The 24,658-nt window shown below is 69.0% G+C and carries 23 protein-coding genes; 7 read left to right on the top strand and 16 right to left on the bottom strand.

Annotation, left to right across the window (positions count from 1 at the left end; genetic code table 11):
- Position 1: 1 nt before the first annotated feature.
- From hpaD to QFZ21_RS05995, 4 genes are all read right to left on the bottom strand, one after another.
- A complete protein-coding gene (hpaD, locus tag QFZ21_RS06010; protein WP_307375450.1) occupies positions 2-1,138 on the bottom strand; it encodes a 3,4-dihydroxyphenylacetate 2,3-dioxygenase in 1,137 nt (378 codons plus the stop codon).
- Between the two features lie 97 nt (positions 1,139-1,235).
- Positions 1,236-2,732, bottom strand: coding sequence for a 5-carboxymethyl-2-hydroxymuconate semialdehyde dehydrogenase (gene hpaE / locus QFZ21_RS06005; protein WP_307375448.1), 1,497 nt, complete (start codon positions 2,730-2,732; stop codon positions 1,236-1,238).
- On the bottom strand, positions 2,729-3,415 hold the full coding sequence (locus tag QFZ21_RS06000; RefSeq protein ID WP_307375446.1) for a GntR family transcriptional regulator: 687 nt from the start codon (positions 3,413-3,415) through the stop codon (positions 2,729-2,731). Before QFZ21_RS06000 ends, hpaE begins: the two co-directional genes overlap by 4 nt.
- Complete coding sequence (locus QFZ21_RS05995; RefSeq protein WP_307375444.1) at positions 3,412-4,911, bottom strand: fumarylacetoacetate hydrolase family protein; 1,500 nt, start codon at positions 4,909-4,911, stop codon at positions 3,412-3,414. The genes QFZ21_RS06000 and QFZ21_RS05995 overlap by 4 nt, the downstream gene beginning before the upstream one ends.
- A gap of 154 nt (positions 4,912-5,065) precedes the next feature.
- Between QFZ21_RS05995 and QFZ21_RS05990 the strand changes: the two genes are divergently transcribed.
- Entirely contained in the window at positions 5,066-6,448 is a 1,383-nt protein-coding gene (locus QFZ21_RS05990) for an MFS transporter (RefSeq protein ID WP_307375440.1), read from the top strand.
- Between the two features lie 85 nt (positions 6,449-6,533).
- Here QFZ21_RS05990 and QFZ21_RS05985 read toward each other — a convergent pair whose 3' ends face one another.
- On the bottom strand, positions 6,534-7,238 hold the full coding sequence (locus QFZ21_RS05985) for an IclR family transcriptional regulator (protein ID WP_307375437.1): 705 nt from the start codon (positions 7,236-7,238) through the stop codon (positions 6,534-6,536).
- Positions 7,239-7,379: 141 nt separating this feature from the next.
- Here QFZ21_RS05985 and QFZ21_RS05980 point away from each other — a divergent pair, with 141 nt between their 5' ends.
- Both QFZ21_RS05980 and QFZ21_RS05975 read left to right on the top strand, forming a co-directional pair.
- Positions 7,380-9,251 (top strand): FAD-dependent monooxygenase, encoded by a 1,872-nt coding sequence (locus tag QFZ21_RS05980; RefSeq protein ID WP_307375434.1) that lies wholly within the window; start codon positions 7,380-7,382, stop codon positions 9,249-9,251.
- A 188-nt stretch (positions 9,252-9,439) separates the two neighbouring features.
- The gene (locus tag QFZ21_RS05975) at positions 9,440-9,820 is read left to right on the top strand and encodes a VOC family protein (protein ID WP_307375432.1); all 381 of its coding nucleotides are present in this window, start codon (positions 9,440-9,442) and stop codon (positions 9,818-9,820) included.
- A gap of 78 nt (positions 9,821-9,898) precedes the next feature.
- Here the strand turns inward: QFZ21_RS05975 and QFZ21_RS05970 are convergent, their stop codons facing one another.
- Positions 9,899-10,333, bottom strand: a complete 435-nt coding sequence (locus QFZ21_RS05970; RefSeq protein WP_307375429.1) for an NUDIX domain-containing protein — start codon at positions 10,331-10,333, stop codon at positions 9,899-9,901.
- Between the two features lie 106 nt (positions 10,334-10,439).
- Positions 10,440-12,194 (bottom strand): thiamine pyrophosphate-binding protein, encoded by a 1,755-nt coding sequence (locus QFZ21_RS05965; RefSeq protein ID WP_307375426.1) that lies wholly within the window; start codon positions 12,192-12,194, stop codon positions 10,440-10,442.
- 165 nt (positions 12,195-12,359) lie between these two features.
- Between QFZ21_RS05965 and QFZ21_RS05960 the strand changes: the two genes are divergently transcribed.
- Positions 12,360-12,869 (top strand): phosphoribosyltransferase, encoded by a 510-nt coding sequence (locus QFZ21_RS05960; RefSeq protein ID WP_307375424.1) that lies wholly within the window; start codon positions 12,360-12,362, stop codon positions 12,867-12,869.
- A gap of 9 nt (positions 12,870-12,878) precedes the next feature.
- Here QFZ21_RS05960 and QFZ21_RS05955 read toward each other — a convergent pair whose 3' ends face one another.
- Positions 12,879-14,402, bottom strand: a complete 1,524-nt coding sequence (locus QFZ21_RS05955; protein WP_307375421.1) for an ATP-dependent DNA ligase — start codon at positions 14,400-14,402, stop codon at positions 12,879-12,881.
- 72 nt (positions 14,403-14,474) lie between these two features.
- Between QFZ21_RS05955 and QFZ21_RS05950 the strand changes: the two genes are divergently transcribed.
- A complete protein-coding gene (locus QFZ21_RS05950) occupies positions 14,475-15,119 on the top strand; it encodes a uridine kinase (protein WP_307375419.1) in 645 nt (214 codons plus the stop codon).
- An 81-nt stretch (positions 15,120-15,200) separates the two neighbouring features.
- Here QFZ21_RS05950 and QFZ21_RS05945 read toward each other — a convergent pair whose 3' ends face one another.
- The 7 genes from QFZ21_RS05945 to QFZ21_RS05915 form a co-directional block, all read right to left on the bottom strand.
- Positions 15,201-15,971 (bottom strand): enoyl-CoA hydratase/isomerase family protein, encoded by a 771-nt coding sequence (locus QFZ21_RS05945; RefSeq protein WP_307375418.1) that lies wholly within the window; start codon positions 15,969-15,971, stop codon positions 15,201-15,203.
- A 57-nt stretch (positions 15,972-16,028) separates the two neighbouring features.
- Entirely contained in the window at positions 16,029-17,195 is a 1,167-nt protein-coding gene (paaE, locus tag QFZ21_RS05940; protein ID WP_307375416.1) for a 1,2-phenylacetyl-CoA epoxidase subunit PaaE, read from the bottom strand.
- A complete protein-coding gene (paaD, locus tag QFZ21_RS05935) occupies positions 17,195-17,728 on the bottom strand; it encodes a 1,2-phenylacetyl-CoA epoxidase subunit PaaD (protein WP_307375414.1) in 534 nt (177 codons plus the stop codon). Before paaD ends, paaE begins: the two co-directional genes overlap by 1 nt.
- Entirely contained in the window at positions 17,722-18,573 is an 852-nt protein-coding gene (paaC, locus tag QFZ21_RS05930) for a 1,2-phenylacetyl-CoA epoxidase subunit PaaC (protein WP_307375412.1), read from the bottom strand. Before paaC ends, paaD begins: the two co-directional genes overlap by 7 nt.
- Positions 18,570-18,875, bottom strand: coding sequence for a 1,2-phenylacetyl-CoA epoxidase subunit PaaB (gene paaB, locus QFZ21_RS05925; RefSeq protein WP_116634685.1), 306 nt, complete (start codon positions 18,873-18,875; stop codon positions 18,570-18,572). Before paaB ends, paaC begins: the two co-directional genes overlap by 4 nt.
- The gene (paaA, locus tag QFZ21_RS05920; RefSeq protein ID WP_307375410.1) at positions 18,875-19,852 is read right to left on the bottom strand and encodes a 1,2-phenylacetyl-CoA epoxidase subunit PaaA; all 978 of its coding nucleotides are present in this window, start codon (positions 19,850-19,852) and stop codon (positions 18,875-18,877) included. The genes paaB and paaA overlap by 1 nt, the downstream gene beginning before the upstream one ends.
- Before the next feature lie 81 nt (positions 19,853-19,933).
- Positions 19,934-20,353: a pilus assembly protein CpaE gene (locus QFZ21_RS05915; protein WP_307375409.1), complete on the bottom strand. Its 420-nt coding sequence runs from the start codon at positions 20,351-20,353 to the stop codon at positions 19,934-19,936.
- Between the two features lie 93 nt (positions 20,354-20,446).
- On the opposite strand from QFZ21_RS05915, the gene QFZ21_RS05910 reads away from it, so the two are divergent.
- A complete protein-coding gene (locus tag QFZ21_RS05910) occupies positions 20,447-22,570 on the top strand; it encodes a RecQ family ATP-dependent DNA helicase (protein ID WP_307375407.1) in 2,124 nt (707 codons plus the stop codon).
- Between the two features lie 69 nt (positions 22,571-22,639).
- Here the strand turns inward: QFZ21_RS05910 and QFZ21_RS05905 are convergent, their stop codons facing one another.
- Positions 22,640-23,407, bottom strand: coding sequence for an IclR family transcriptional regulator (locus QFZ21_RS05905; protein ID WP_307375406.1), 768 nt, complete (start codon positions 23,405-23,407; stop codon positions 22,640-22,642).
- Positions 23,408-23,570: 163 nt separating this feature from the next.
- On the opposite strand from QFZ21_RS05905, the gene dhaK reads away from it, so the two are divergent.
- On the top strand, positions 23,571-24,563 hold the full coding sequence (gene dhaK / locus QFZ21_RS05900; protein ID WP_307375404.1) for a dihydroxyacetone kinase subunit DhaK: 993 nt from the start codon (positions 23,571-23,573) through the stop codon (positions 24,561-24,563).
- The last annotated feature ends 95 nt before the right edge of the window (positions 24,564-24,658 follow it).

The raw sequence follows: 24,658 nt of genomic DNA, 5'->3' as shown, positions 1-24,658 counted from the left end.
GTCACAGCTGGTTGCCCAGCTTCTTCTCGCCCTCGTCGGGCCGCGTGTAGGAGAAGCCGTCGGCGCCGATGGTCACGGCCATCTCGCTGCTGTCGGTGCGGGCGACGACGGGCTGCGGGGTGCCGTCGAGGTCGAGCACGAGCGAGGCATCCGTGTACCAGGACGGCACGACGGGGTTGCCCCACCAGTCGCGGCGCTGATTGTCGTGCACATCCCACGTGATGACCGGGTTGTCGGGGTCGCCGGTGTAGTAGTCCTGCGTGTACACCTCGACGCGGTGGCCGTCGGGGTCGCGCAGGTACAGGTAGAACGCGTTGCTGACGCCGTGACGGCCGGGGCCGCGCTCGATGGCATCCGAACGGCGGAGGGCGCCGAGCTTGTCGCAGATCGCGAGGATGTTGTGCTTCTCGTGCGTGGCGAAGCAGACGTGGTGCATGCGCGGACCGTCGCCGCCGGTCATGGCGGTGTCGTGCACGGTGGGCTTGCGACGCATCCACGCGGCGTAGACCGTGCCCTCGTCGTCCTGGATGTCCTCCGTGACGCGGAAGCCGAGGTCCTGCATGAACTTCACCGCGCGCGGCACGTCGGGGGTGACCTGGTTGAAGTGGTCGAGTCGCACCAGCTCGCCCGGGATGTGCAGGTCGTAGCGCCACGACATCCGCTCGACGTGGTCGGACTGGTGGAAGAACTCGATCGGGAATCCGAGCGGGTCGACCACGCGCACCGAGTCGCCGACGCCTTTGACGAAGCCGTCCGGGTTGCGGCGCACGTCGCAGCCGAGCTCGGTGTAGAACTCGACGGCGCGGTCGAGGTCCTCTGCGGACCTGACCCGATACGAGAACGCGGCCACTGCAGCGACCGGACCCGTGCGCAGCACGAGGTTGTGGTGGATGAACTCCTCGGTCGAGCGCAGGTAGATCGCCTCGTCATCCTCCTCGGTCACGTACAGGCCGAGCACGTCGACGTAGAACACGCGGGAGGCCGCGAGGTCGGTGACGACGAGCTCCATGTAGGCGCAGCGGAGGATGTCCGGCGGCGAGCTCTGGGGCGTGCTCACGGGGTTGTCCGTGCGGATCGGCGCCTCCTGAGAGACGTAGTATCCGGCGGAGGTCAGAGTCATGTCTTCGCGGTCGGTCATGTCAGCGTCCTTGCTTGAGGGTTCCGGTCGCAATATGTCAGTGATATGGGGGCTAGAAGCCTGACATATCGCGACCGGAACGGAGAGGGTGTGCGAGTCAGTTCTTGCCGAAGGTCGGGTTGTGCGCGCCCCCGAGGGTGATGTGCACGCTCTGCTGATCGGTGTAGAAGTCGATCGAGCGGTAGCCGCCCTCGTGACCGAGGCCCGAGGCCTTCACGCCGCCGAACGGGGTGCGCAGATCGCGCACGTTGTTGCTGTTCAGCCACACCATGCCGGCCTCGACCGCCTGCGCGAAGTTGTGCGCGCGCTTCAGGTCGTTGGTCCAGATGTAGGCGGCGAGCCCGTACTTCGTGTTGTTCGCGAGCGACAGCGCCTCGTCATCGGAGTCGAACGGCGTGATCGCGACGACCGGGCCGAAGATCTCCTCCTGGAAGATGCGCGCGTCGGGGGAGACGTCCGCGAAGACGGTCGGAGCGACGAAGTTGCCCTCGTCGAAGCCCTCGGGGCGTCCGCCGCCGGCGACGAGGCGCCCCTCGGTCTTCCCGATCTCGACGTAGCTCATCACCTTGTCGTAGTGCTCGGGGTGCACGAGCGCGCCGACCTCGGTAGCCGGGTCGTGCGGGTAGCCCACCTTCACGCGCTTCGCCTGGGCGGCGTAGCGCTCGACGAACTCCCCGTAGATCGAACGCTCGACGAGGATGCGCGATCCGGCCGTGCAGCGCTCGCCGTTGAGCGAGAAGACGCCGAAGATCGTGGCGTCGACCGCGGCCTCGAGGTCGGCATCCGCGAAGACGACGGCGGGGGACTTGCCGCCGAGCTCCATCGAGAGCCCCTTGAGGAACGGAGCGGCGTTGCCGAAGATCAGTTGCCCGGTCGAGCTCTCCCCGGTGAACGAGATCAGCGGAACATCGGGGTGCTTCACGAGCGCGTCGCCGGCGTCCTCGCCGAGCCCGTTCACGAGGTTGAAGACGCCCTGGGGGAGCCCCGCCTCCTCGAAGATGCCCGCCCAGAGCGATGCCGAGAGCGGCGTGAACTCGGCGGGCTTCAGCACGACGGTGTTGCCGGTCGCGAGGGCGGGGCCGAGCTTCCACGACTCGAGCATGAACGGGGTGTTCCACGGGGTGATGAGGCCGGCGACGCCGATCGGCTTGCGGTTCACGTAGTTCATCTGGCGACCGGGCACCTTGAACGCGTCATCCGACTGCGCCACGATCAGGTCGGCGAAGAAGCGGAAGTTCTCGGCGGCACGGCGGGCCTGGCCCAGCGCCTGGGTGATCGGCAGGCCGGAGTCGTAGGACTCGAGCTCGGCGAGACGCGCATCGCGGGACTCGACGATGTCGGCGATCCTGTGCAGCACACGCGAACGCTCGCGCGGCAGCATCCGCGGCCACGGTCCCTCTTCGAAGGCGCGCTTCGCGGCGGCCACGGCCAGCTCGATGTCGGCCTTCTTGCCGGCGGCTGCCGTCGTGTAGGTCTGGTTCGTGACCGGGTCGAGCACGTCGAAGGTGTCGCCGTCGACCGAATCGACGAATGCGCCGTCGATGTAGTGCTGGATGTGGTCAGGAAGGTCGGCGGGAATGCGCGAGTCGGTCATGAGGCTTCTCCTGTGGCGTGGGCGGAACGGGCGTGCAGCGCATCGAGGAAGGCATCCCTCGTGCGCCAGCGGTGGTTGCGGGCGGCGAGCTCGATCTCGAGCGGCTCTGCGCCCTCGCGGATGAGTTCGAGGATCTGGGCGTGCTCTTCGACGGAGTGCTGGGCGCGACCGGGCACGTAGGCGAACGTCGTGTCGCGGATGCCGGACAGCCGGGCCCATCCGCGATGCACGAGGTCGAGCAGATGCGGGTTGGGGCACGGCTCGAAGAGCACGGAGTGGAACTGGCGGTTCAGCTCGGTGAACGTGTGCGCGTCGAAGTGGTCGAGCAGCCGCGCCATCCGGTCGTTGATCTCGGCGGCCTCGGCGAGAGCGTCGCCGTCGAGCAGGGGAGCGGAGAGGGCGGTGGCCGACCCCTCGACCAGCCCGAGCGTCTGCATGGTGTGCGCGTACTCGCTCTCGTCGACGAGGGTCACCCGCGCCCCGACGTTGCGCTCGAAGGTCACCAGTCCCTCGGCCTCGAGCCGGCGGATGGCTTCGCGCACCGGCACGACACTCATGCCCAACTCCTCGGCGATCGGCCCGAGGACGAGCCGGTAGCCGGGGCCGAAGGCGTGGGCGGCGATGCGCGAGCGGATCCAGGCGTACGCCTGCTCCGACTTGCTGGCCTCGGACACCGTGCTCACTTCTGCGCCTCTTCGTAGCGTGCGCGCCACTCGGCGTTCATCGGGAACAGTCCATCGACGGGGTTCCCGGCGGCGACCTGCTCGGCGATCCAGGCGTCTTCGACTTCCTGGGCGAGCGTGTCTCGGACGACCTCTTCGACGAGTGACGGAGGGATCACGATCACGCCGTCGCCGTCTCCGACGATGATGTCGCCGGGCTGCACGGATGCTCCGCCGCAGGCGATCGTCACATCGACATCCCACGGCACGTGCTTGCGCCCGAGCACCGAGGGGTGCGCCCCCTGCGAGAAGACAGGGAGCCCGATCTCGGCCACCGCGTCGAAGTCGCGCACGCCGCCGTCGGTGACCACACCGGCCGCGCCGCGGGTCTGGGCACGGAGAGCGAGGATGTCGCCGAGCGTGCCGGTCGTCGCGTCGCCGCGGGCCTCGATCACGATGATCTCGCCCTCCTCCACCGCGTCGAACGCCCGCTTCTGGGCGTTGTATCCGCCGCCGTGGGTCGTGAACAGGTCTTCGCGGAAGGGCACGAAGCGCAGTGTCTTGGCGGTGCCGACGATCTTCGTGCCGGCGATGTTCGCCGAGACTCCGTCGATGAAGCAGGAGTGGTGGCCGCGCTTGCGCAGCTGTGCGGAAAGACCGGCCGTCGGAGCCTCGAGGAGCTGGGCGCGGAGCTCGGGGGAGAGCTCGCCGTCTCGCTGCGCTCGTTCCGGCCCTTCGTCTCGCTGCGCTCGCTCAGGAACCGGGTGCTCGGTGAGCCCGGCGGCTTCTGCAGAGCCCCAGGCCTCGGTGCGCTGGAGGTCGTCGACCGCCGGCAGCGAGCCGAGCTCGGGGTCGAAGGGCACCTCGCCCTGCGTGACGGTGGTCACCAGGCGTCCCGAGGTCGGCGCGCCCGCGGCATCCGGAGCATCCACCTCGATCTCGACCACGTCGCCGGGGACGATCACCGACGATCCCGCGGGCGTGCCCGTGAGGATGACGTCGCCGGGTTCCAGGGTGAAGTGCTGCGAGAGGTCGGCGACGAGCTGTGCGAGCGGGAAGATGAGCCCGGCGGTCGTGTCGTCCTGACGGAGCTCACCGTTGACCCAGGCGCGCACGCGCAGCGCCGCGGGGTCGACGGTGCGTGCGTCGATGAGGTTCGGACCGAGTGGCGTGTAGCCGTCGCCGCCCTTCGAGCGCACGTTCGACCCCTTGTCGTTCGCGCGAAGGTCGTAGAGGCCGAGGTCGTTCGACGCGGTGACCCAGCCGACGTGCGCCCAAGCATCCGCCAGTGAGACGCGGCGCGCGGCGGTGCCGATCACGAGCGCGATCTCACCCTCGAAAGCCAGCAGCTCGGTGCCGGCAGGGCGCTCGACCGTGCCGCCGGAGACGCCGACGGAACTGGCCGGCTTGAAGAAGTAGGAGGGGGCAGCGGGGCGCCGGCCGCGCTGATCGGCGCGAGACGCGTAGCTCAGATGGATGGCGATGATCTTGCCGGGGCGGGTGATGGCGTCCGTCACGGTGCGCCTCCTTGCGCTCGTCTGCGTTGTCCTGCGAGACGCCTTGTGCGTCGTATTCGAAATCATATATCATCGGTTCACCCCTCGGCAAGCGGTCCGGATTCACGTCCGCTGCACGCCGTGACAATGCGGTCACAACCAAAGGAGACACCCCATGAGCGGGCAGTCACAGGGTGGGTTCACGCCCACCGGAACCATCGCGACGGCGGCCGATCGCCGCCGCGTCGTCTTCGCCACCGTCGTCGGAACCACGGTGGAGTGGTACGACTTCTTCATCTACGCCACCGCGGTCGGACTCGTGTTCGGCCAGCTGTTCTTCTCCGGCTTCGGCAAGGACGCCGAGCAGGTCATCGCGTTCATCACGGTCGGCCTGAGCTTCCTCTTCCGGCCGCTGGGCGCGTTCCTCGCCGGTCACTTCGGCGACAAGCTCGGTCGCAAGACCGTGCTCATGTGGACGCTGATCATGATGGGCGTCGCGACCGCCCTCATCGGCATCCTGCCGACCTACGAGGCCATCGGCATGACGGCGCCGATCCTCCTCATCCTGCTGCGCATCCTCCAGGGGATCTCGGCCGGTGGAGAGTGGGGCGGCGCGGTGCTGATGGCTGTCGAGCACGCCCCGCGGCAGAAGCGCGGCATCTTCGGGGCGGCGCCGCAGATCGGTGTGCCGCTCGGCCTGCTGCTCGCCTCGGGCGTGATGGCGCTGATGACCGTCGTCGCTCCGGGAGACCAGTTCCTCGCCTGGGGCTGGCGCGTGCCGTTCCTGCTCAGCGTCGTGCTGATCCTCGTCGGCTACTACGTGCGCCGCAAGGTCGAGGAGAGCCCGGTGTTCGCGGAGCTCGCCGCCCGCAAGGAGAAGGCGCAGATGCCGATCGTGCAGCTCTTCCGCAAGCACGCGCTGCTCGTGATCATCGCGGCACTCGTCTTCGCCGGCAACAACGCCGTCGGCTACATGACCACGGGCGGGTACATCCAGGGCTACGCGACGAACCCTGAAGGCCCGATCGGCCTGCAGCGCGGTCCGGTGCTGTGGGCGGTCGCGGGCTCGGCGGTCACCTGGCTGATCACCACTCTGCTGGCCGGATGGATCTGCGACCGCATCGGCCGCCGTACGACGTACCTCATCGGCTGGGTGCTGCAGCTCGTCGGCGTGTTCACGCTGTTCCCGCTGGTCAACACGGGCGAGATCGGACTCCTCTTCGCCGGCATCGCGATCCTGACGATCGGGCTCGGTTTCACGTACGGCCCGCAGGCCGCGCTGTACACCGAGCTGTTCCCCGCCAGCATCCGCTTCTCGGGTGTCTCGATCTCGTATGCGATCGGCGCCATCGCCGGCGGGGCCTTCGCTCCGACCATCGCGACCGCGATCGTGAAGGCGACCGGTTCGACCCAGGCCGTGACGTGGTACCTCGCCGGCATGACGGTGCTCGGACTGATCGCGACGCTGCTGCTGCGCGACCGTTCCGGCATCCCGCTCGGTCCCGACCATGAGGAGGAGCAGTCGGTCAGCCCGATCCGCGGTCTCGCGAAGGTCTGATCCGGTTCGCTTCTTCGCTCCCGTGGCACTTTCTGTGGGTTGTCTCCTCGGCAACCCACAGGAACTGCCACGGGAGCAGCTCTTCTCAGCCGTCGAGGGCGTCGCGGATGACCGTGGCGGAGCGCTGCAGGCGAGCGGCGATCGCCGCGTCGTCGAGTGATGTCGCGACGTGCACCACGGCGATGGCGGCGGGGCGGCGGCCGCGGAGGACCAGCGGGGCAGCCACCGACTGCACCGTAGGGATGACCTCGTCGTGACTCGTCCCGTACCCGCGTTCGCGCGTGAGGTCGACATCGCGTCGGAGCTCGGCAGAGGCGTCGGAGGGCCACTCGGCGCGGGGGAGCTGGGCGAGGATCGCCTTGCCCGGGGCGCCGACCGTGACCGGGTGCCGGGCGCCGGGGCGCTGCGCGACGCTCGCGATCGCGTGCCGCGGCTCGACGCTCGCGAGCGTGATGCAGTCCTCGCCGTCGAGCACTGCGAGGAAGCACGTCATACCCAGCTCGTTCGCCACAGCAGTGAGCTCAGGCAGGGCTTCCGCCTGCAGATCGTGCGCGACGCCCGCGGCGAGGGCCGCCATCCGCGCTCCGAGGCTCACGCCTCCGCCGGCGTCGCGCACCACGAGGCCATGGTCCTCGAGAGTGCGCAGAAGGCGATAGGCGATCGAGCGATGCACGCCGAGTTCTGCCGCGACCTCGTCGATCGCGAGCGGGCCGGCGGCATCGGCCACGATCTCAAGGATCCGGATGCCGCGGCTCAGCGTCTGCGATGCGGGGGAGGGGGCGTCAGCCATCGGTGACTCCTTGCGTCTGCGGGCGGTCGCGAATAAGCTGTGTTCAATAGTAGAACTTGCTGTTCGAATATAGAACACGTGAGTTCGGATGGCAAGAGCTGAGCACCACCCCGACACCGCAGTCCGGAAGGATCGACGACGATGCAGTTCCACCACCACGGGTACGTCTCCGGAGATCCGCGCGTGCAGGATGCCGCCGGTCTGGGAACGGATCGACCGGCGCACCTCCCCGACGAGGTCGACGTCCTCATCGTCGGTTCCGGTCCCGCCGGCATGCTGCTCGCCGCGCAGATGTCGCAGTACCCCGACATCTCGACGCGCATCATCGAGAAGCGCGAGGGGCGCCTCGTGCTCGGCCAAGCCGACGGCATCCAGCCGCGCAGCGTCGAGACCTTCCAGGCCTTCGGCTTCGCGGAGCGCATCGTCGCCGAGGCGTACAACATCGGCTGGATGAACTTCTGGAGCCCGAACCCGGAGAATCCTCGCGAGATCATCCGCACCACCCGCACGGCCGACTACGCCTACGACATCTGCGAGTTCCCGCACCTGATCGTGAACCAGGCGCGAGTGCTGGACTACTTCGCCGAGGCGGCCGCCGACGGCCCCGGGCGCATCACGCCCGACTACGGCATCGAGTTCGTGGGACTCACGGTGCACGACGAGGGCGAGTACCCCGTCGAGGTCCGGGTCCGCCATGTGGCGGGGGAGCGCGCGGGCGAGGAGCAGACCATCCGGGCGAAGTACGTCGCCGGCTGCGACGGCGCGCGCAGCGGAGTGCGGCAGGCGATCGGTCGCACCCACGTCGGCGGCAGTGCCGCGCACGCGTGGGGCGTCATGGACGTGCTGGTGAACACCGACTTCCCCGACTGGCGCACCAAGTGCGCGATCAACTCCGAGGCGGGCAACATCCTGCACATCCCGCGCGAAGGCGGGTATCTCAGCCGGATGTACATCGACCTCGGCGAGGTGGCGGAGGACGACGACCACCGGGTACGGCAGACGCCGATCGAGGAGATCATCCGCAAGGCGAACGACATCCTGTACCCGTACTCGATCGACGTGAAGGAGGTCGCCTGGCACAGCGTGTACGAGGTCGGGCACCGGGTGACCGACGGCTTCGACGACGTGCTCGAGGAATCGGATCGCATGCCGCGTGTCTTCCTCACCGGTGATGCGTGCCACACCCACAGCGCCAAGGCCGGCCAGGGGATGAACGTCTCGATGCAGGACGGATTCAACCTCGGCTGGAAGCTCGGCTCGGTGCTGACAGGCCTCGCGCCCGAGTCGCTGCTCGCGACGTATGGCGCCGAGCGCCGCCCGGTCGCGCAGCAGCTGATCGACTTCGACCGGGAATGGTCGACGCTCATGGCGCGGAAGCCGGGCGAGATCTCCGACCCCAATGAGCTGGCCACCTACTACCTGGCCACGGCCGAGTTCCCCTCCGGGTTCATGACGCAGTACACGTCGTCGATGATCACCGGCTCCGACACCCATCAGGCGCTGGCAGGCGGGTTCCCGCTGGGCAAGCGGTTCAAGTCGGCCGAGGTCATCCGCGTCGGCGACGGGAACGTGGTCCACCTCGGTCACCATGCCAGGGCGGATGGGCGCTGGCGCGTTTACGCCTTCGGCGACCGGACCGGCGAGGCGCTCGCGGCCTGGGCCGAGCAGGCGACGCCGCTGTTCGCGCGATTCACCCCGGCGGAGGCCGATGTCGACGCGGTGTTCGATGTGAAGGCCGTGTACCAGCAGGGGTACGAGGAGATCGAGGTCACGTCGGCTCCGGCGCTGTTCCAGCCGAAGACCGGACCTCTCGGTCTCACGGACTGGGAGAAGGTCTACGCCGCCGGGCCGTCGAAGTGGACGGAGACCGACATCTACGAGGCGCGGGAGCTGTCGCGAGACGGAGTGGTGATCGTGGTGCGGCCGGATCAGTACGTCTCGGCGATCCTGCCGCTGGGCGGGGTCGACGAGCTCGGCGCCTTCCTGGAGGGGGCGTTCCTTCCCGCGAGCTGAGCGGCCCGTACTCGCTGTGGGGCTGAGTTCTCGGTGAGGGAAGGAGAAATCCCCCGGATTCCTCAGCCCGACGGTGAGTCTTCCGCCCGAGGCGACGCCCGCAGGTGTGCACGACCTCTGGTGCAGAGTGCCCGGTCGTCGTACCGTGGTCGCGGACGGGCGACGGCGCTCGCCAGGAGGAGTGCGTGATGGACTGGAAGATCGAGCTCATCTTCGTGCCGGTGACGGATGTCGACCGTGCGAAGGACTTCTACGTGAAGATCGGCTTCAACGCCGACCATGACCAGGTGCCGTTCGACGGGATGCGCTTCGTGCAGATGACCCCTCCCGGGTCGGCGTGCTCGATCGCGTTCGGGACGGGGCTCGGGGTCGACCTCGAGCCCGGGCAGCAGAACACGATCCAGGTCGTCGTGCCGGACGCCGACGAGGCTCTCGCGCATCTGCGCGGGGTGGGCGTCGAGGCGCAGGGTGTCGACGAGCAGGGCTGGGGTCGCTTCGTGACGTTCGACGACCCGGATGGCAACACCTGGACGCTGCAGGAGCTCCCGGACTACGGTGCCGCCGAGTAACCGGTCCCGTGGCAGCTGTTGCGGATTCGGCGTCTCTCACCCCGCAGGAGCTGCCACGGGAGCGAGAGCTGCGGCCTCTCAGCCGCCGACGAGAGTGGCGAGCAGTTCCGGTGCGCCGTCGGGGAAGAGCGTGCGTCTGCCCGAACCGATGTCGTCGATGGGCACCCACCGCACCGGGCTGCCCTCATCCAGCACATGCAGCTCGGCATCCAGGGGAACCGAGTCGAGTTCCGCCGATCGTACGGCGAAGATGTGCGCGATCTCGTGCCCGGGTTCGCCCTCGTAGGTGAAGATGTTCTCGCGGATGCCGAGGAGCGAGGCCGACTCGAGAACCACCCCGAGCTCCTCCATGAACTCCCGGCGCAGCGCGACCTCCGCGGGTTCGCCGAATTCGATGCCGCCGCCGATCGCGCGCAGGAACGCCAACTCACGGGAGGGATCGAAGCCTTCGAGCGCGAGCAGATGACCTTCCTTGATCGGAAGTCCGACGGCGATGTTGCGGATCGAGGGCATCCCGGAAGGCTAGCTGATCCGGGCCTTGCTCCCGTCGCAGTTCTTGCGGGTTCGGGGGCTCGCAACCCACTGCAAATGCCACGGGAGCGACGGATGCTGCGCCGCGTCAGGAGTTCACGCGGATGATCTCCTGCTGGTAGGGCGCGATCACGTCGCCCGAGATGCGGAGGTCGAGGAGCAGGAAGCGGCGGGTCGCGGCATCCTCGTCGGTCCAGGCCGCCAGGCGATCCAGGTCGGCGAGCGTGCGGACCACGACGCCTTCCGCGCCCACCGCGGCGCCGAAGGCGGCGAAGTCGACCTCGGGGATGCGCATCGGTCCCTCGGCGAGGCCCTTGAGTCCGTAGAGGTTCACCTCGGCGCCGTAGGCGGCGTCGTTCCAGATCACCGCGATCCCGCGCCCGCCCGCAGCGCGAACAGCCGATTCGAGGTCGGCGATGGCCATCAGCCCGCCGCCGTCGCCCGAGGTCAGCACGACCGTCGATTCGCGGCGGGCGAGAGCGGCGCCGACGACGCTGGGCCAGCCCTGCCCGATCGACTGGAACGCCGTGCCGATCATCATCATCCGGTCGGGCGACGTGACCGGCCAGTACATGTTCGCCCAGCCGATGAAGTGCCCGCCGTCCGACACGACCACGCGATCCTCCGGCAGCAGCTCGGCGATGCGGCGGGCGGCCGAGCGCGGGTCGAGGCGTCCGTCGGCGGCGAGGTCGTCGCCGGCGTCGTAGCTGCGGGCGGAGGCCACGTCGACGGTCTCGCGCCAGGGCTGTGCGTGCCCGGCTTCGGATCCCGCCGCCGACACGCCGGCCGAAGTCGCGACCGGCTCGGCGAGTCGCGGCTCGTCTCCGAAGCTGCGCCCACCCGCAGCGATGGAAGAGGCGGATGCCGCACCCAGGCGCTCCGCGATCGCCTCGGCGGCGACCCTGGCGTCGGCCCGGACGAACCCGCCGATGTGCGCGTGCGTGGCCGCGGGGGCGATGTCGATCTGGAACACGCGCGTACCCGGGGCGAAGAGTTCGCCGAATCGCATCGTGAACTGGTTCAGGGAGGCGCCGAAGACGACGGCGACGTCGGCGGTGCGGATCAACTCCATCGCCCCGTCCGCGCCGAATCCGCCCGTGACGCCGAGGTCGTACCGGCCGTCGGGGAAGACCCCGCGGCCCAGTGCCGACGATGCGGTGAGCGCGCCGGTGCGCTCCGCGATCTCGCCCAGGGCTTTGCTCGCCCCGGCCAGCCACGCACCGCGGCCGGCGAGCAGGAACGGACGCTCCGCGGAGCGCAGCGCGTCGGCGATCTCGTCGAGCATTCCTTCGGCGAACTCGCCCTTCGGTGCGAGAGGCGCGGGAAGGCGCGGCGAGGGTGCTTCGGCCACCGGCCCCGCCTCGAGCGACGCGACGTCATAGGGGATCGCGAGCACCACGGGCACGCGATACGTCAGGGCGTGCTCGATGGCGATGACGGTCGTGGCGGCGGCATCCGTGCGTCCGACGGTGTAGGTGCGGGCGCCGACGGCCGAGGCCAGGGCGATCTGGTCGACGTCCCACGGGCGCGGGCCCGAGGTCGGCTCGTCGCCGACGACGAGCACGAGGGGCACGTGCGCCTGCACGGCCTCGGCCAGAGCGGTGAGCGTGTTCGTGAAGCCGGCACCGTAGGTGGAGGTGCCCGCCGCGATGCGTCCCGAGGCGCGGAAGTGCGCGTCGGCGGCGACGACGGCGCCCTGCTCGTGACGGACCGCCGTGAAGACGGCATCCGTCTGCGTCTCGATGGCATCGAGGAAGTAGGCGTTGCCGTTGCCCATGACGCCGAAGACGGCATCGATGTGCTGAGCGAGGGTGAGCGCGACGTGCGCGGAGACGGTGGGCATGTTGATGCCTTTCGAGACAGGGACGGAGAGTGAAGGATCCGTATGTGTCTCGCCCTCGCATCTGCGCGGGGTGCTTCGTGCCTCTTTTTCAGGCACCGGCGGGGAGGCGCCGGACCTCGTCAGTCTACCGGGGCGCGCCGGGCGCGGATGCAGGAGAATAGGCCGATGACTGATGCATCGACCGAGCGCGAGACGCTCACCTGGGACGGGTTCGGAGCGGCGACGCGCGATCTCGCACGCGACATCCTCAAGAGCGGCTTCGAGCCGGAGGTGGTCGTGGCGATCGCCCGCGGCGGGCTCCTCCCTGCCGGTGCCATCGCCTACGGCCTCGGCGCCAAGAACTGCGGCGCGATCAACGTCGAGTTCTACACCGGGATCGGCACGGTGCTCGACGCTCCGGAGGTTCTTCCGCCCGAGCTCGACATGGCCTATCTCGACGGACGCCGGGTGCTGCTCGTCGACGATGTCGCCGACTCCGGTCGTACGCTGGCTCTCGCCGTCGAGCTGCTGAAGGACAAGGGTGCCGACGTGCGCTCGGTCACGATCTACACGAAGCCGTCGACGATCATCCAGCCCGACTACGCCTGGAAGGACACGGACATGTGGATCAACTTCCCGTGGTCGTTCCAGGGCACTGTGCGGGAAGAGGATCTGGGGCTCCCGCCTTCGGCCTGAAGCCCGACCTCACCCGCGGAGCAGCGCTCGCAGGGTCTGGATGGTGTCGCCGTCGGCGGGCAGCTTGTCCGCGCGGTAGCCCTTCACCCGGGCGAAGCGCAGCGCGATCTCTCCCGGATAGCGAGGTGAGCGCTGCACTCCGTCGATCGCGATCTCGACGACGATCTCGGGGCGGAGGAAGACGGTGTTCTGCGTGCGGCGTGTCTCGAACTTGGGAAACGTCTCGGTCTGCCAGCGCAGCAGCTCATCCGTGAGCCCCTTGAACGTCTTGCCGACCATGACGTGGCCGCCCGGTTCGCCGAACTCGCCTTCGGCGTCGAGTGCGCCCAGGTGCAGGTTCGACAACCATCCGCGCCGGCGTCCGGAACCCCATTCGGCGGCCAGTACGACGAGGTCGTAGGTCAGGACGGGTTTCACCTTGACCCAGGACTTGCCGCGACGTCCGGCGGCATACGGCGCATCGATGGACTTGACGACGACCCCTTCGTGTCCGGCGGCGAGGGCCTCACGCGAGAGCTGTTCGGCGGCTTCCGCGTCGGCCGTGATCACTCCCGGCATCCGCCATTCGCCGGCCACGCGCTCGAGTTCGGCGAGTCGCACCGAGAGGGGCTCGTCGAGAAGGTCGCGCCCATCGACATGCAGCACGTCGAAGAACCACGGGCGAAGGATGAGTTCGCGCTCGACATCGGCGCCGAATCGCGACATCGTCTCCTGGAACGGACGGGGTCCGCCGTCTTCGTCGAGCGACAGGGTCTCGCCGTCGAGGATGAGGTCGCGCGCCGGAAGCGATCGCACGATGTCGACCAGTTCCGGCACGCGGTGGGTGATGTCGGCCAGGCTGCGCGTGTAGACGCCGACCTCGTCGCCGTGCCGGTGTACCTGGATGCGAGCGCCGTCGAGCTTGTACTCCACCGATGCCTCGCCGGTGATCTCCAGCGCCGCCGTCGGAGTCGCGGCGGTCGCAGCCAGCATCGGCAGCACGGGACGGCCGACCTGCAGCCCCACGGCTTCGAGCTCTTCGATGCTGCCCGTGAGCGCCAACTGCGCGGTGACGCCGAGGTCGCCGGACAGCATGGCGGCGCGCCGGACGGTGGCCGCCGCCCGGTCGGAAGCTCGGGCGATCGCGTCGAGCACCACGCCGCCGAGGGCACCCGTGCGGAGTTCGCCGAGCATGGCGCGGGTCAGGAAGTCCCACTCGTCAACGGTCGCGCGAGCGGCGAGGCCGCCGAGGATGCTGCTGCGCGAGGCTGCCGATCCGGCGCCGGATGCCGCAGCCAGAGCATCGAGGGATTCATCCACGTCGGCGATGGTCAGACTCGAATCGGCCGCATGCGTGACGTCGAGAGCAGCGATCCCTCGCCAGCCGACCCCGAGACGTCCTTGGCGCGGCGACGCGAGCAGTAGCCCCACGAGGGGTGCGATCTCGTCGGGCTCCGCTGTGGCCAGCAACCGCGCGAGGGCATCGATCTTCGCCAGTCGCGACGACGTGGCGGCGACCTCTTCGGTGGTGGAGACGAGCTCCGAGAGCTTCATCCTCGCATTGTCGCACCGACCTCGGACATGGCGGGTGTGGCACGATCGGAGGTCTTGACGAGAGGCGGAGTGATGGCCGAGCAGCGGACCGAGTTCCTCGACGAACTGTGGGCGTCGATGCCGACCCCCGAGCCGGACGGCCGGAATGTCATCGTCGGGATCGACGGCGTCGACGGATCCGGCAAGACGGTGCTGGCCGACGAGCTGGCCGCCCTGATACCGGCCGCCGTGCGGGTCTCGATCGACGGCTTCCACGACGTCCGGTCCCGCCGCTATCGCCGGGGCAGAGACTCTCCCGAAGGATTCTGGCTCGACTCGTACGACTACGACGTCTTCCGCCGGGAGGTCGTCGATCCGTTCCGCCGCGGTCACGGCACATACCTGCCCGCGGCCCACGACGTCGACTCCGACCGAGTCCTCACCGGTCCCCGCGTCGACGTTCCGCGGGGGAGCATCCTGCTCGTCGACGGCATCTTCCTGCACCGTCCGGAACTGATCGACGTCTGGGACATGTCGGTCTTCCTGGACGTCCCGTTCGTGGAATCCGTTCGCCGCATGTCACTGCGGGACGGGTCTCCGCCCGAACCGCTGGCCGCCGAGAATGCGCGCTACATCGGAGGGCAGGAGCGGTACCTGGCCGAATGCCGACCGGTCGATCGTGCCACGATCCTCGTCGACTACCGCGACCTCGACCGCCCCGTGATCCGCCGCTCCTGAGCCGGACCTATCGCTCCCGTGGCAGTTCGTGCGGCTTCGCCGGCGGTGAACCCACACGAACTGCCACGGGAGCAGGGGTCGTCAGCGGCCCTGGAACTCCGGCTTCCGCTTCTGCTGGAACGCGGCGAAGCCCTCGCGGTAGTCGTCCGTGTCGCAGAGCGCGGCCTGCGCGGCGTTCTCGATGTCGACGGATTCCCACAGCGTCAGGCGCTCGTCGCGGATCCGCGCCACCAGCTGCTTGCTGGCGAGGAAGGCGGCCGTGGCTCCGTGGGCTGCGGTGGCGGCGGCATCCGTCGTCGCGGTGACGACCTCGTCGTCAGGGAAGACCCGCGAGAAGAGCCCGGATGCCACGGCTTCGGCTCCGGTCATCAGGCGGCCCGTGTAAATGAGGTCGAGCGTCTTGTGGGCACCGAGCCGGTCGAGGAAGAGCGCGTGCCCGCCGGAGTCGAGCGTGGCTCCGAGCGCGGCGAACGGGGAGCCGATTTTCGCGGATTCCCCGACGTAGACCACATCGGTGGCGATCAGCAGCCCCAGCCCGACGCCGAGGCACGCGCCGTGCGCCACGGCGAACGTGGGCGCGGGGAAGCGCGACATGCGTTGCAGCAGCGGCGAGACGAGTCCGCCGAGGTAGCCCATCACGTCGTCGTCGCGCGGGTCAACGCCGGAGATGTCGCGGCCGGCGCAGAACGCCCTGCCCTCGCCGCGCAGAACGAGGGCGCGCACGTCGGCTGCCTCGGCATCGTCGTACGCGGCACCCAGGTCGCGAAGCGCCTGTTCGTCGAGAGAATTGAGCTTCGCCGGGGCGTTCAGGACGATGCTCGCGACATCATCGGCGATGGTGAGATCGATCATGAGATTACTTCCGGGACCCTTCGTCAAGCTCAGGGACCGGGCCTGTCAGGGCTCCGGTCACACGTCGTAGTCGACGACCACGCGGTCGCTGGTGGGATGGGACTGGCAGGTGAGCACGTAGCCGCGCTCGAGCTCATCGGGCTCCAAGGCGTAGTTCTCGGTCATCGTCACGCTGCCCTCGATCACGCGAGCGCGGCAGGTGCCGCACACGCCGCCGGCGCAGGCGAAGGGCGCATCAGGCCGCACCCGCAGCGCCGCGTTCAGCACCGACTCGTGCGCGTCGACCGGACTCTCCACCGTGGACGAGACACCGTCGAGGTTCACCTCGATGCGGAACGTCTTCGAACCGGCGCGCACAGCGACCGGTCGAGCGGTACGCAGCGGCTCGTCACCCGTCGTGAACAGTTCGAAGCGGATGTGCTCACGCGCGACACCGACGTCGGCGAGCACCTCGCGGCACAGGTCGACGAGCGCGAGCGGTCCGCACAGGAACCACTCGTCCACGTCTGCCGGGTCGATGAGCGTGCCGAAGATCGTCCGGAGCTTGTCCTCATCGATCCGCCCGGACAGCACCGGCGCCGTGCGCTGCTCGCGCGAGAGCACGTGGTGGAGCGTCACGCGCGTCGGGAAGCGGTCCTTGAGGTCGGCAAGGTCCTCGAGGAACATCACGTCAAGCGTCGAGCGGTTCGTGTACAGCAGGGTGAATCGCGAGGTCGTCGAGCGGGTGAGCACCGTGTGCGCGAGAGCCATCAGCGGTGTGATGCCGGAGCCCGCGGCGATGCCGACCACGTGCGCGTGATCGAGGTCGTCGAGTCCCGAGGTGAACGTCCCCTGCGGACTCATCACGTCGATCTCGAAGCCCGGGTGCAGGCCGGTCTGCGCCCACGTGGAGAACAGGCCGCCCTCGTCGCGCTTGACCGCGACGCTCAGGCGTGTGGGCTGTCCGTCGGTGCGGTGCTCGGGAGCGCGGCACAGCGAATACGACCGGCGCACCTCGGTGCCGTCGAGAGTTGTTCGCAGAGCGACGTACTGCCCCGGCAGGTGGTCGTATTCGTCGGCGAGCTCCGCAGGCACCGTGAAGGTCACCTCGACCGCATCGTCGGTGAGCGGACGCACGTCCTCCACCGCGAGCGTGTGGAAACGCGCCCGCTTGCGCTCACCGACGGCGCGACGCGGAGGGACGGATGCCGCGGCTGCGACCCGGGGAGATGTGAACAGCGACATCAGTGCACCTTGAAGTGGTCGAAGGGTTCGAGGCATGCGCGGCATTCGAAGAGCGACTTGCACGAGGTCGAGCCGAATCGAGAGGTCTCGCGAGTGTCGAGCGAGCCGCACCGCGGGCAGCGCACGCTGATCGCCAAGCGGATGGGCCCGGACGAGACGGCCGCGCGCCCGGAGGGCGGGGCGATGCCGTACTCGGTCAGCTTCTGCTTGCCGGCATCCGACATCCAGTCCGTCGTCCAGGCGGGGGAGAGGACGAGACGAACCTCGACATCGGCGAAGCCCGCCGCCGTCAACGACATGATCACGTCGTCGCGGATCGTGTCCATCGCGGGGCATCCGCTGTAGGTGGGCGTGATGTCGACGCGCACACGGTCGCCGTCGGCCTCGACGGCACGGAGCACCCCGAGGTCTTCGATCGTGAGCACCGGCACCTCGGGATCGGGCACGGAGGCCGCGATCCGCCAGGCGCGCGATCGAACCGGTCCCTGAGCCTGAGTCCCTTCCGGTCCCTGAGCCTGACGAAGGGTCACCATGATGCCCCCGGATGCCGGCGCGCGAGCACCTGCATCTCGGCGAGGATATGGCCGAGGGGAGTGGCGTGCGCGCCGCGACGCCCGCCGGCTGACGAGGCGGCCACGGCCGGAACCGACAGGTCGGCCTCGCCGAACACCGTGTCGACGACGGCGTCGAACCCCGCGCGAAGTGTCGAGAGACGAGCCGCCGCGGCTCCGAGCCGTTCGATCAGGTCGTCGTCCCGGAACAGCTCATCGACGTAGGGCCAGACGTCGCCGACGGCGCGGGTGATGCGCGATCGCGATTCCTCGGTGCCTCCGGCAAGGCGCAGCATCCACTGCACGGCGTGATCCCGGTGATAGTCGACCTCCTTGAGGGACTTCTCCGCGATGGCCGCGAACGTCTCATCGCTGCTCGCCCGAAGCGCCGAATAGAGCTCGAACATGTACGTCGACACGACGAACTGCCGGGCGATGGTCTGAGCGAAGTCGCCGTTGGGCTGCTGCACGATCCAGGCGCACCGGAACTCCGGCTCGTCGCGGAAGAACGCCAGATCGTCTTCGCTGCGGCCGTCGTAGGAACCGGCGTAGTGGAGGAACGAGCGGGCGTGTCCGAGCAGGTCGAGCGCAATGTTGCCGAGAGCGACGTCCTCTTCGAGCTCGGGTGCGCGGGAGATCCATTCACCGAGCTGCTGCGACAGGATCAGTGCATCGTCGCCGAGGCGGAGCGCGTATTCGGCGATGTCAGCCGAATCGGCCGTGGCGCCCGTGCCCGAGAGCTCGGCGCTGAGCTGGAGCGCGTCGACGGAGACGTCGCCATGTACGTCGGCATCCTCGGTGGGTCCCTGAGCTTGTCGAAGGGTCACAGGTGCGGCACCCCCTCGGACGCCGTGTAGTAGACGGCGTGCCGGTAGTTCTTGCCCGCGGGGCTCTCGAAGTAGGCGCCCTTCGCGTCGGGGTCGCTCGTGGTGATCGCGTCGGCCGGCACCGCCCAGATCGACACGCCCTCGCCGCGCCGCGTGTACAGGTCGCGGGCGTTGCGGATCGCCATCTCGGCGTCCGGGGCGTGTAGCGAGCCCACGTGCACGTGGCTCAGTCCACGGTTCGCGCGGACGAAGACCTCCCACAGGGGCCACGGTTCACGCTCGTCAGCGCCGGGCGAGGCCATCACGCGACCGCCTTCGTCTTGAGGGCTTGCTTACGGGCATACTCCGCCGCGGCCTCACGCACCCAGGCGCCGTCGTCGTGCGCGGTGCGCCGGCGCTCGAGACGCTCGGCGTTGCACGGACCGTTGCCGCGCAGCACCTCGAAGAACTCGTCCCAGTCGATCTCGCCGATGGCGTATTGACCGGTCTCCTCGTCGAAGTGCAGATCGGGATCGGGGAGTGTGACGCCGAGGATCTCGGCCTGCGGCACCAGCATCCCGACGAAACGCTGGCGCAGGTCGTCGTTCGAGAAGCGCTTGATCTTCCACTTCATCGACTGCGCGGAGTTCGGCGACTGCTCGTCGGGCGGGCCGAACATCGCCAGGCTCGGCCAGTACCAGCGGTTCACGGCATCCTGCGCCATCTGGCGCTGTTCTTCGGAACCCTGCATCAGCGAGAGCAGGATCTCGAAACCCTGGCGCTGGTGAAAGGACTCCTCCTTGCACACGCGCACCATGGCGCGGCCGTACGGACCGTACGATGCGCGGCACAGCGGCACCTGGTTCACGATCGCGGCACCGTCGACGAGCCAGCCGATCGCGCCCATGTCGGCCCAGGTCGGGGTGGGGTAATTGAAGATCGAGGAGTACTTGGCCTTGCCGCTGATGAGCTGATCCATCATCTCGTCGCGGGTGATGCCGAGGGTCTGGGCAGCGGAGTACAGGTACAGCCCGTGTCCTGCCTCGTCCTGCACCTTCGCCATCAGGATCGCCTTGCGCTTGAGGCTCGGTGCGCGGGTGATCCAGTTGCCCTCGGGCTGCATCCCGATGATCTCGGAGTGCGCGTGCTGGGAGATCTGCCGGATCAGCGTCTTGCGATACGCCTCCGGCATCCAGTCGCGGGGTTCGATGCGCTGCTCGTTCGCGATGAGCTCGTCGAACACGCGCTCCTCGTCCGAGATCTCGCTCGGGACGAGGGAGAGGTCTGCGGGGCTGGTCATCGTCGCTCCTCATTCAGCATCTTTACTGACCGATCGTTAGGTTATTCTGACACAGAACGACGGGGTTCCTCAAGACGGGGGTCAGTTCGAGCGGGAGATCAGTTCCAGCAGCGCGCGACCGTAGGCCTCGGCGGGATCCGGATGCTCGTACGCCAGTGTCTCCTCGGCGATCTCGATCTCCACGCGGAAGGTGTCCTCGAGTCTCACGAGGGAGCGGAAGGTGCCGCGCAGCAGGTCGCGGAGCTGATCCTCGCGCGGCAGCCACACCGCGTCGGCGAGGGTGACCGCATCGAGCGCCCACTCGGTGGTGCCGTTGAACGCCAGGTCGGTGCCGCTCGGCGTCTGGCGGGCCTCGATCGTCATCTCGCTGACCGTGAAGACGTCGGCCTCGGCTTCGAGCTCCACCTCGTTCGGCAGGTCGAGCTGGAAGCGGTCGCCCTCGGCGGGGTGCCAGCCGAGGCCGGCTTCGCGCAGCTCGACGGCGAGTTCACGGGTGATCATCCCTTCACGCTAGACGACGCTCCGACCGTCGCGGGTCGTCGAACCTGTGGATGGGCCGGACGACGTGTCGGTGGCGTGAGGCAGAGTGGGGGCATGACCACCGCAGCTCCCGCCGACACCCGCGAGGCCGCGCTCGCCGCACTCCGCGAGCTCGTCGGCCGCCCCGACGCCGACTTCCACGACGGACAGTACGAGGCGATCGAGGCGCTAGTCGAAGGGCGCCGTCGCGCGCTCGTGGTGCAGCGTACGGGCTGGGGCAAGTCCGCCGTCTACTTCGTCGCGACCCTGTTGCTGCGGCGGCAGGGAGCCGGCCCCACCGTGCTCGTGTCACCGTTGCTGGCGCTCATGCGCGACCAGATCGCCGCCGCCGAGCGCGCCGGGGTGCGCGCGGTCGCGATCAACTCGACCAACGCCCACGAGTGGTCCGACGTGCTCGCGCAGCTCGATCGCGATGAGGTCGACGTGCTGCTCGTCTCGCCGGAGCGGCTCAACAATCCGGCGTTCCGCGAGCAGCAGCTTCCGGCGCTCGTCCGGCGGATCGGGATGCTGGTGGTCGACGAGGCGCACTGCATCAGCGACTGGGGGCACGACTTCCGTCCCGACTACCGGCGGCTGCGCGACCTCATCGCGCAGATGCCGGCCGACGTGCCCGTGCTCGCGACCACCGCGACCGCCAACAGCCGGGTCGTCGCCGACGTCGCGGAGCAGCTCGGCAGCCTGACCGAGGGAACGGGGGACGGTGCCGCGCCGGTGCTCACGATCCGCGGGCCGCTCGCCCGCACCTCGCTGCGCCTCGGGGTGCTGAGGCTGCGCGATTCGGCGAGCCGCCTGGCCTGGCTGCTCAGCCATCTCGATGATCTTCCCGGCTCCGGCATCATCTACACATTGACGGTCGCCGCCGCCGTCGACACCGCTCGGCTGCTGCGCGACCACGGCCACGATGTGCGGGCGTACACCGGCCAGACCGACACCGAGGAGCGCGAGGAGTCCGAGGGGATGCTCAAGCGCAACGAGGTCAAAGCCCTCGTCGCGACCAGCGCGCTGGGCATGGGGTTCGACAAGCCCGACCTGGGGTTCGTGCTGCATCTCGGCGCCCCTTCCTCGCCGGTGGCGTACTACCAACAGGTCGGTCGTGCCGGGCGCGCCAGCGAGAGCGCCGATGTGCTGCTGCTGCCGGGCGTCGAGGACCGCGACATCTGGCACTACTTCGCCACCGCGTCGATGCCCGACCGCGAGCGCGCCGAGCGGGTGATCGGCGCTCTCGGCGATGCGCCGATCTCGACGCCGGCGCTCGAGGCGATGGTCGACATCCGTCGCACGCCGCTCGAATTGCTGCTGAAGGTGCTCGACGTCGATGGGGCGGTGCGGCGGGTGCAGGGCGGCTGGGTCGCGACGGGTGCGCCGTGGAGCTATGACGCCGAGCGCTACGAGCGCATCGCGGCCGAGCGGCTCGCCGAGCAGCAGCACATGATCGAGTACGAGCAGACCGACGGATGCCGCATGGAGTTCCTGCAGCGCTCGCTCGATGATGCCACGGCTGCGCCCTGCGGGCGCTGCGACAACTGCGCTGGCGTCTGGTTCCCGCAGGAGATCGGGGTGGGGGCGAGCAGTCAGGCGGCGGAGTCGCTCGATCGGGTGGGCGTCCCGATCGAACCGCGCCGTGCCTGGCCCACCGGCGCCGATCGGCTCGGCGTGCCGGTCAAGGGGCGCATCGCCGCCGAGGAACAGGCGGGGGAGGGCCGGGCGCTCGCGCGCCTCACGGATCTCGGATGGGGGAACACGCTGCGGGAGATGTTCGCGGCGGGTGCGACGGATGCCGCGGTGACGCCGCAGCTGCTCCAGGCGTGCGTCCGGGTGCTCGCCGGGTGGGGGTGGACCGAGCGGCCCGTGGCGATCGTAGCGCTGCCGTCACGGTCGCGTCCGCTGCTGGTCGACTCCCTCGCCCGCGGTCTTGCCGAAGTCGGGCGGCTGCCGTACCTCGGTGCACTCGAGCCGGTGAGCGGTGGGCCGACCGGGCAGTCGGGTGGCAACAGCGTCTTCCGGCTCGCGGGGCTCTGGGATCGGTTCGGCGCCCAGCACCTCGATGTGCCCGCGGGCCCAGTGCTGCTCGTCGACGACCTGGTCGACAGCCGGTGGACCATGACCGTCGCCGCCCGTGCGCTGCGCCAAGCGGGTGCGACCGAGGTGCTCCCGCTCGCGTTAGCCCTGCGCGGTTGACGGCCCGGCGCGGCTGAGGACCCTGCCAGGCCGACGCAGTGCTTGGCTGATCTCGCAACGCGTGAGTGCTCAGTCCTCCGCAGGGGCGATGCGGGGCGGCCACGACGTCGCCCCGAGCTCTCGCGAGATGTTGCGGGCGGTCTCGCGCAGAGCGTCGAGCACCGCGTCGGTCTCCGCGGCCTGAGAGGAGGGCATGACCACGGCCACCGCGGCGACGATGTCGTTCGAGGCATCGGCGATGGGGGCGGCGATCGACGATTCCCCGAGCACCGCCTCATCGACCTCGCTCGCGCTGCCGCGTTCCGCGATCACCGGAAACTCCAGAGTGAGCCGGGCGACGTCGGTGACCGTGTCGCCGGTGAGGCTGCGCAGCGGCTGTTCGAAGACGCTCCGCTGGAAGCCGAGGTCGTAGGCGAGCAGTACCTTTCCCATCGCTGAGGCGTGGGCGGGGATCGCGACGCCGGTCTCCAGCATCTGCTGGCTGTCGTCGGGCCGCAGGTTGTGATGGATGACCAGCACGTCGGTGAAGTGCGGGGCACCGAGGCGGACCGAGAGGTTCGTGCGTCGGGCGAGTTCCTGTGTCCAGCGCATGGCGCGCGCCCGCACGTCGAGCGTGTCGAGATACACGTTGCTGAGCCGCAGCAGCGTCGGGCCGAGCATGTACCGCTGACCGCCGCGTTCCTTCGCCACGAGTCCGTGCGAGCGCAGCGACTTCACGATGCCGTGCACGGTGGACGGTGGGAGGCCGAGGGCGGCGGAGAGGTCGGTGATGCCCAGATGGCGGGCGCCCTGGAGCAGTTCGAGGATCTTCGCTGCGCGGTCGATCGCTTGGATCACAGGTCTCTTCTCCTTCCGGTGCATCGTCGAGCCGGCTGATGGTGGGTCGTCAGGATTGATCTTGACAACCCGACCGGGTCCGAGCATATTCGACATTAACGAATTGCTTTCGGATTTTCGCGAAAGTCATCGCGGGAGACGACAGATCGAAGGAGATCGAACGGTGAAGAAGCTCATCAACGCCCCCGAGGATGTTCTCGTCGAATCCCTGAAGGGCGTGGCTCTCGCCCACCCCGAGCTCTCGGTCGATCTCGAGACACACGTCATCACCCGCGCGACGCCCAAGGCGCAGGGCAAGGTCGCCATCGTCTCCGGTGGGGGATCCGGGCACGAGCCGCTGCACGGCGGATTCGTCGGGGAGGGGATGCTGGATGCCGCCGTTGCCGGCGAGGTCTTCACCTCGCCGACCCCCGACCGGGTGCAGGCGGCGACCAAGGCCGTCGACCGCGGAGCCGGCGTGCTCCACATCGTGAAGAACTACACCGGAGACGTGCTCAACTTCGAGATGGCCGCCGAGCTCGCCGAGATGGACGGCATCGAGGTCGGAACCGTCGTCGTCGACGACGACGTCGCCGTGCAGGACTCGCTCTACACCGCCGGACGTCGAGGGGTCGGGCTGACGGTGCTCCTCGAGAAGCTCGTCGGCGCGGCGGCGGAGGAGGGCCAGGATCTCGCGGCGGTCGTCGAGCTCGCGAAGCGCATCAACGGCCAAGGCCGCTCGATGGGCATGGCGCTCACCAGCTGCACGGTGCCCGCCGCGGGCAAGCCGACGTTCGACCTGCCCGACGACCAGATGGAGATCGGCATCGGCATCCACGGCGAGCCGGGACGGCACCGGGAGCCGCTGGCGCCGGCATCCGACATCGCCCGCCAGTTGGTCGAGCCGATCCTCGCCGACATCGACTTCGCCGGTCCCGCCATCGTCATGGTCAACGGCATGGGAGCGACGCCGCAGATCGAGCTGTACCTGATGTACGCCGAGGTCGCGGCTCTGCTCGAGAAGGCCGGCGTGCAGATCGCTCGCAATCTCGTCGGTAACTACATCACCTCGCTCGACATGGCCGGATGCTCGGTCACGGTGCTCAAGGCCGACGACGAGCTGCTGCGGCTCTGGGATGCCCCCGTGAACACTCCCGGCCTGCGCTGGGGCGCCTGAGCCGCCCGCCACCCCACCCACCTCGCTCCCGTCGCGATATTCCAGCCGAATCGACCCCGGATGCCTGGAATATCGCGACCGGAACAGAATCTTGA

Source organism: Microbacterium sp. W4I20, from assembly GCF_030816505.1.
Classification (GTDB): Bacteria; Actinomycetota; Actinomycetes; order Actinomycetales; family Microbacteriaceae; genus Microbacterium.
Note: the sequence above shows the minus strand (reverse complement) of the source record. Positions and strands in the feature narration are given on the sequence as shown.

Bases quoted from the DNA above. Each gene is read 5' to 3' on its own strand.
- hpaD (WP_307375450.1), bottom strand. From the start codon at position 1,138: ATGACCGACCGCGAAGACATGACTCTGACCTCCGCCGGATACTACGTC.
- hpaE (WP_307375448.1), bottom strand. From the start codon at position 2,732: ATGACCGACTCGCGCATTCCCGCCGACCTTCCTGACCACATCCAGCAC.
- QFZ21_RS05990 (WP_307375440.1), top strand. From the start codon at position 5,066: ATGAGCGGGCAGTCACAGGGTGGGTTCACGCCCACCGGAACCATCGCG.
- QFZ21_RS05985 (WP_307375437.1), bottom strand. From the start codon at position 7,238: ATGGCTGACGCCCCCTCCCCCGCATCGCAGACGCTGAGCCGCGGCATC.
- QFZ21_RS05980 (WP_307375434.1), top strand. From the start codon at position 7,380: ATGCAGTTCCACCACCACGGGTACGTCTCCGGAGATCCGCGCGTGCAG.
- QFZ21_RS05975 (WP_307375432.1), top strand. From the start codon at position 9,440: ATGGACTGGAAGATCGAGCTCATCTTCGTGCCGGTGACGGATGTCGAC.
- QFZ21_RS05970 (WP_307375429.1), bottom strand. From the start codon at position 10,333: ATGCCCTCGATCCGCAACATCGCCGTCGGACTTCCGATCAAGGAAGGT.
- QFZ21_RS05965 (WP_307375426.1), bottom strand. From the start codon at position 12,194: ATGCCCACCGTCTCCGCGCACGTCGCGCTCACCCTCGCTCAGCACATC.
- QFZ21_RS05960 (WP_307375424.1), top strand. From the start codon at position 12,360: ATGACTGATGCATCGACCGAGCGCGAGACGCTCACCTGGGACGGGTTC.
- QFZ21_RS05955 (WP_307375421.1), bottom strand. From the start codon at position 14,402: ATGAAGCTCTCGGAGCTCGTCTCCACCACCGAAGAGGTCGCCGCCACG.
- QFZ21_RS05950 (WP_307375419.1), top strand. From the start codon at position 14,475: ATGGCCGAGCAGCGGACCGAGTTCCTCGACGAACTGTGGGCGTCGATG.
- QFZ21_RS05945 (WP_307375418.1), bottom strand. From the start codon at position 15,971: ATGATCGATCTCACCATCGCCGATGATGTCGCGAGCATCGTCCTGAAC.
- paaE (WP_307375416.1), bottom strand. From the start codon at position 17,195: ATGTCGCTGTTCACATCTCCCCGGGTCGCAGCCGCGGCATCCGTCCCT.
- paaD (WP_307375414.1), bottom strand. From the start codon at position 17,728: ATGGTGACCCTTCGTCAGGCTCAGGGACCGGAAGGGACTCAGGCTCAG.
- paaB (WP_116634685.1), bottom strand. From the start codon at position 18,875: ATGGCCTCGCCCGGCGCTGACGAGCGTGAACCGTGGCCCCTGTGGGAG.
- paaA (WP_307375410.1), bottom strand. From the start codon at position 19,852: ATGACCAGCCCCGCAGACCTCTCCCTCGTCCCGAGCGAGATCTCGGAC.
- QFZ21_RS05915 (WP_307375409.1), bottom strand. From the start codon at position 20,353: ATGATCACCCGTGAACTCGCCGTCGAGCTGCGCGAAGCCGGCCTCGGC.
- QFZ21_RS05910 (WP_307375407.1), top strand. From the start codon at position 20,447: ATGACCACCGCAGCTCCCGCCGACACCCGCGAGGCCGCGCTCGCCGCA.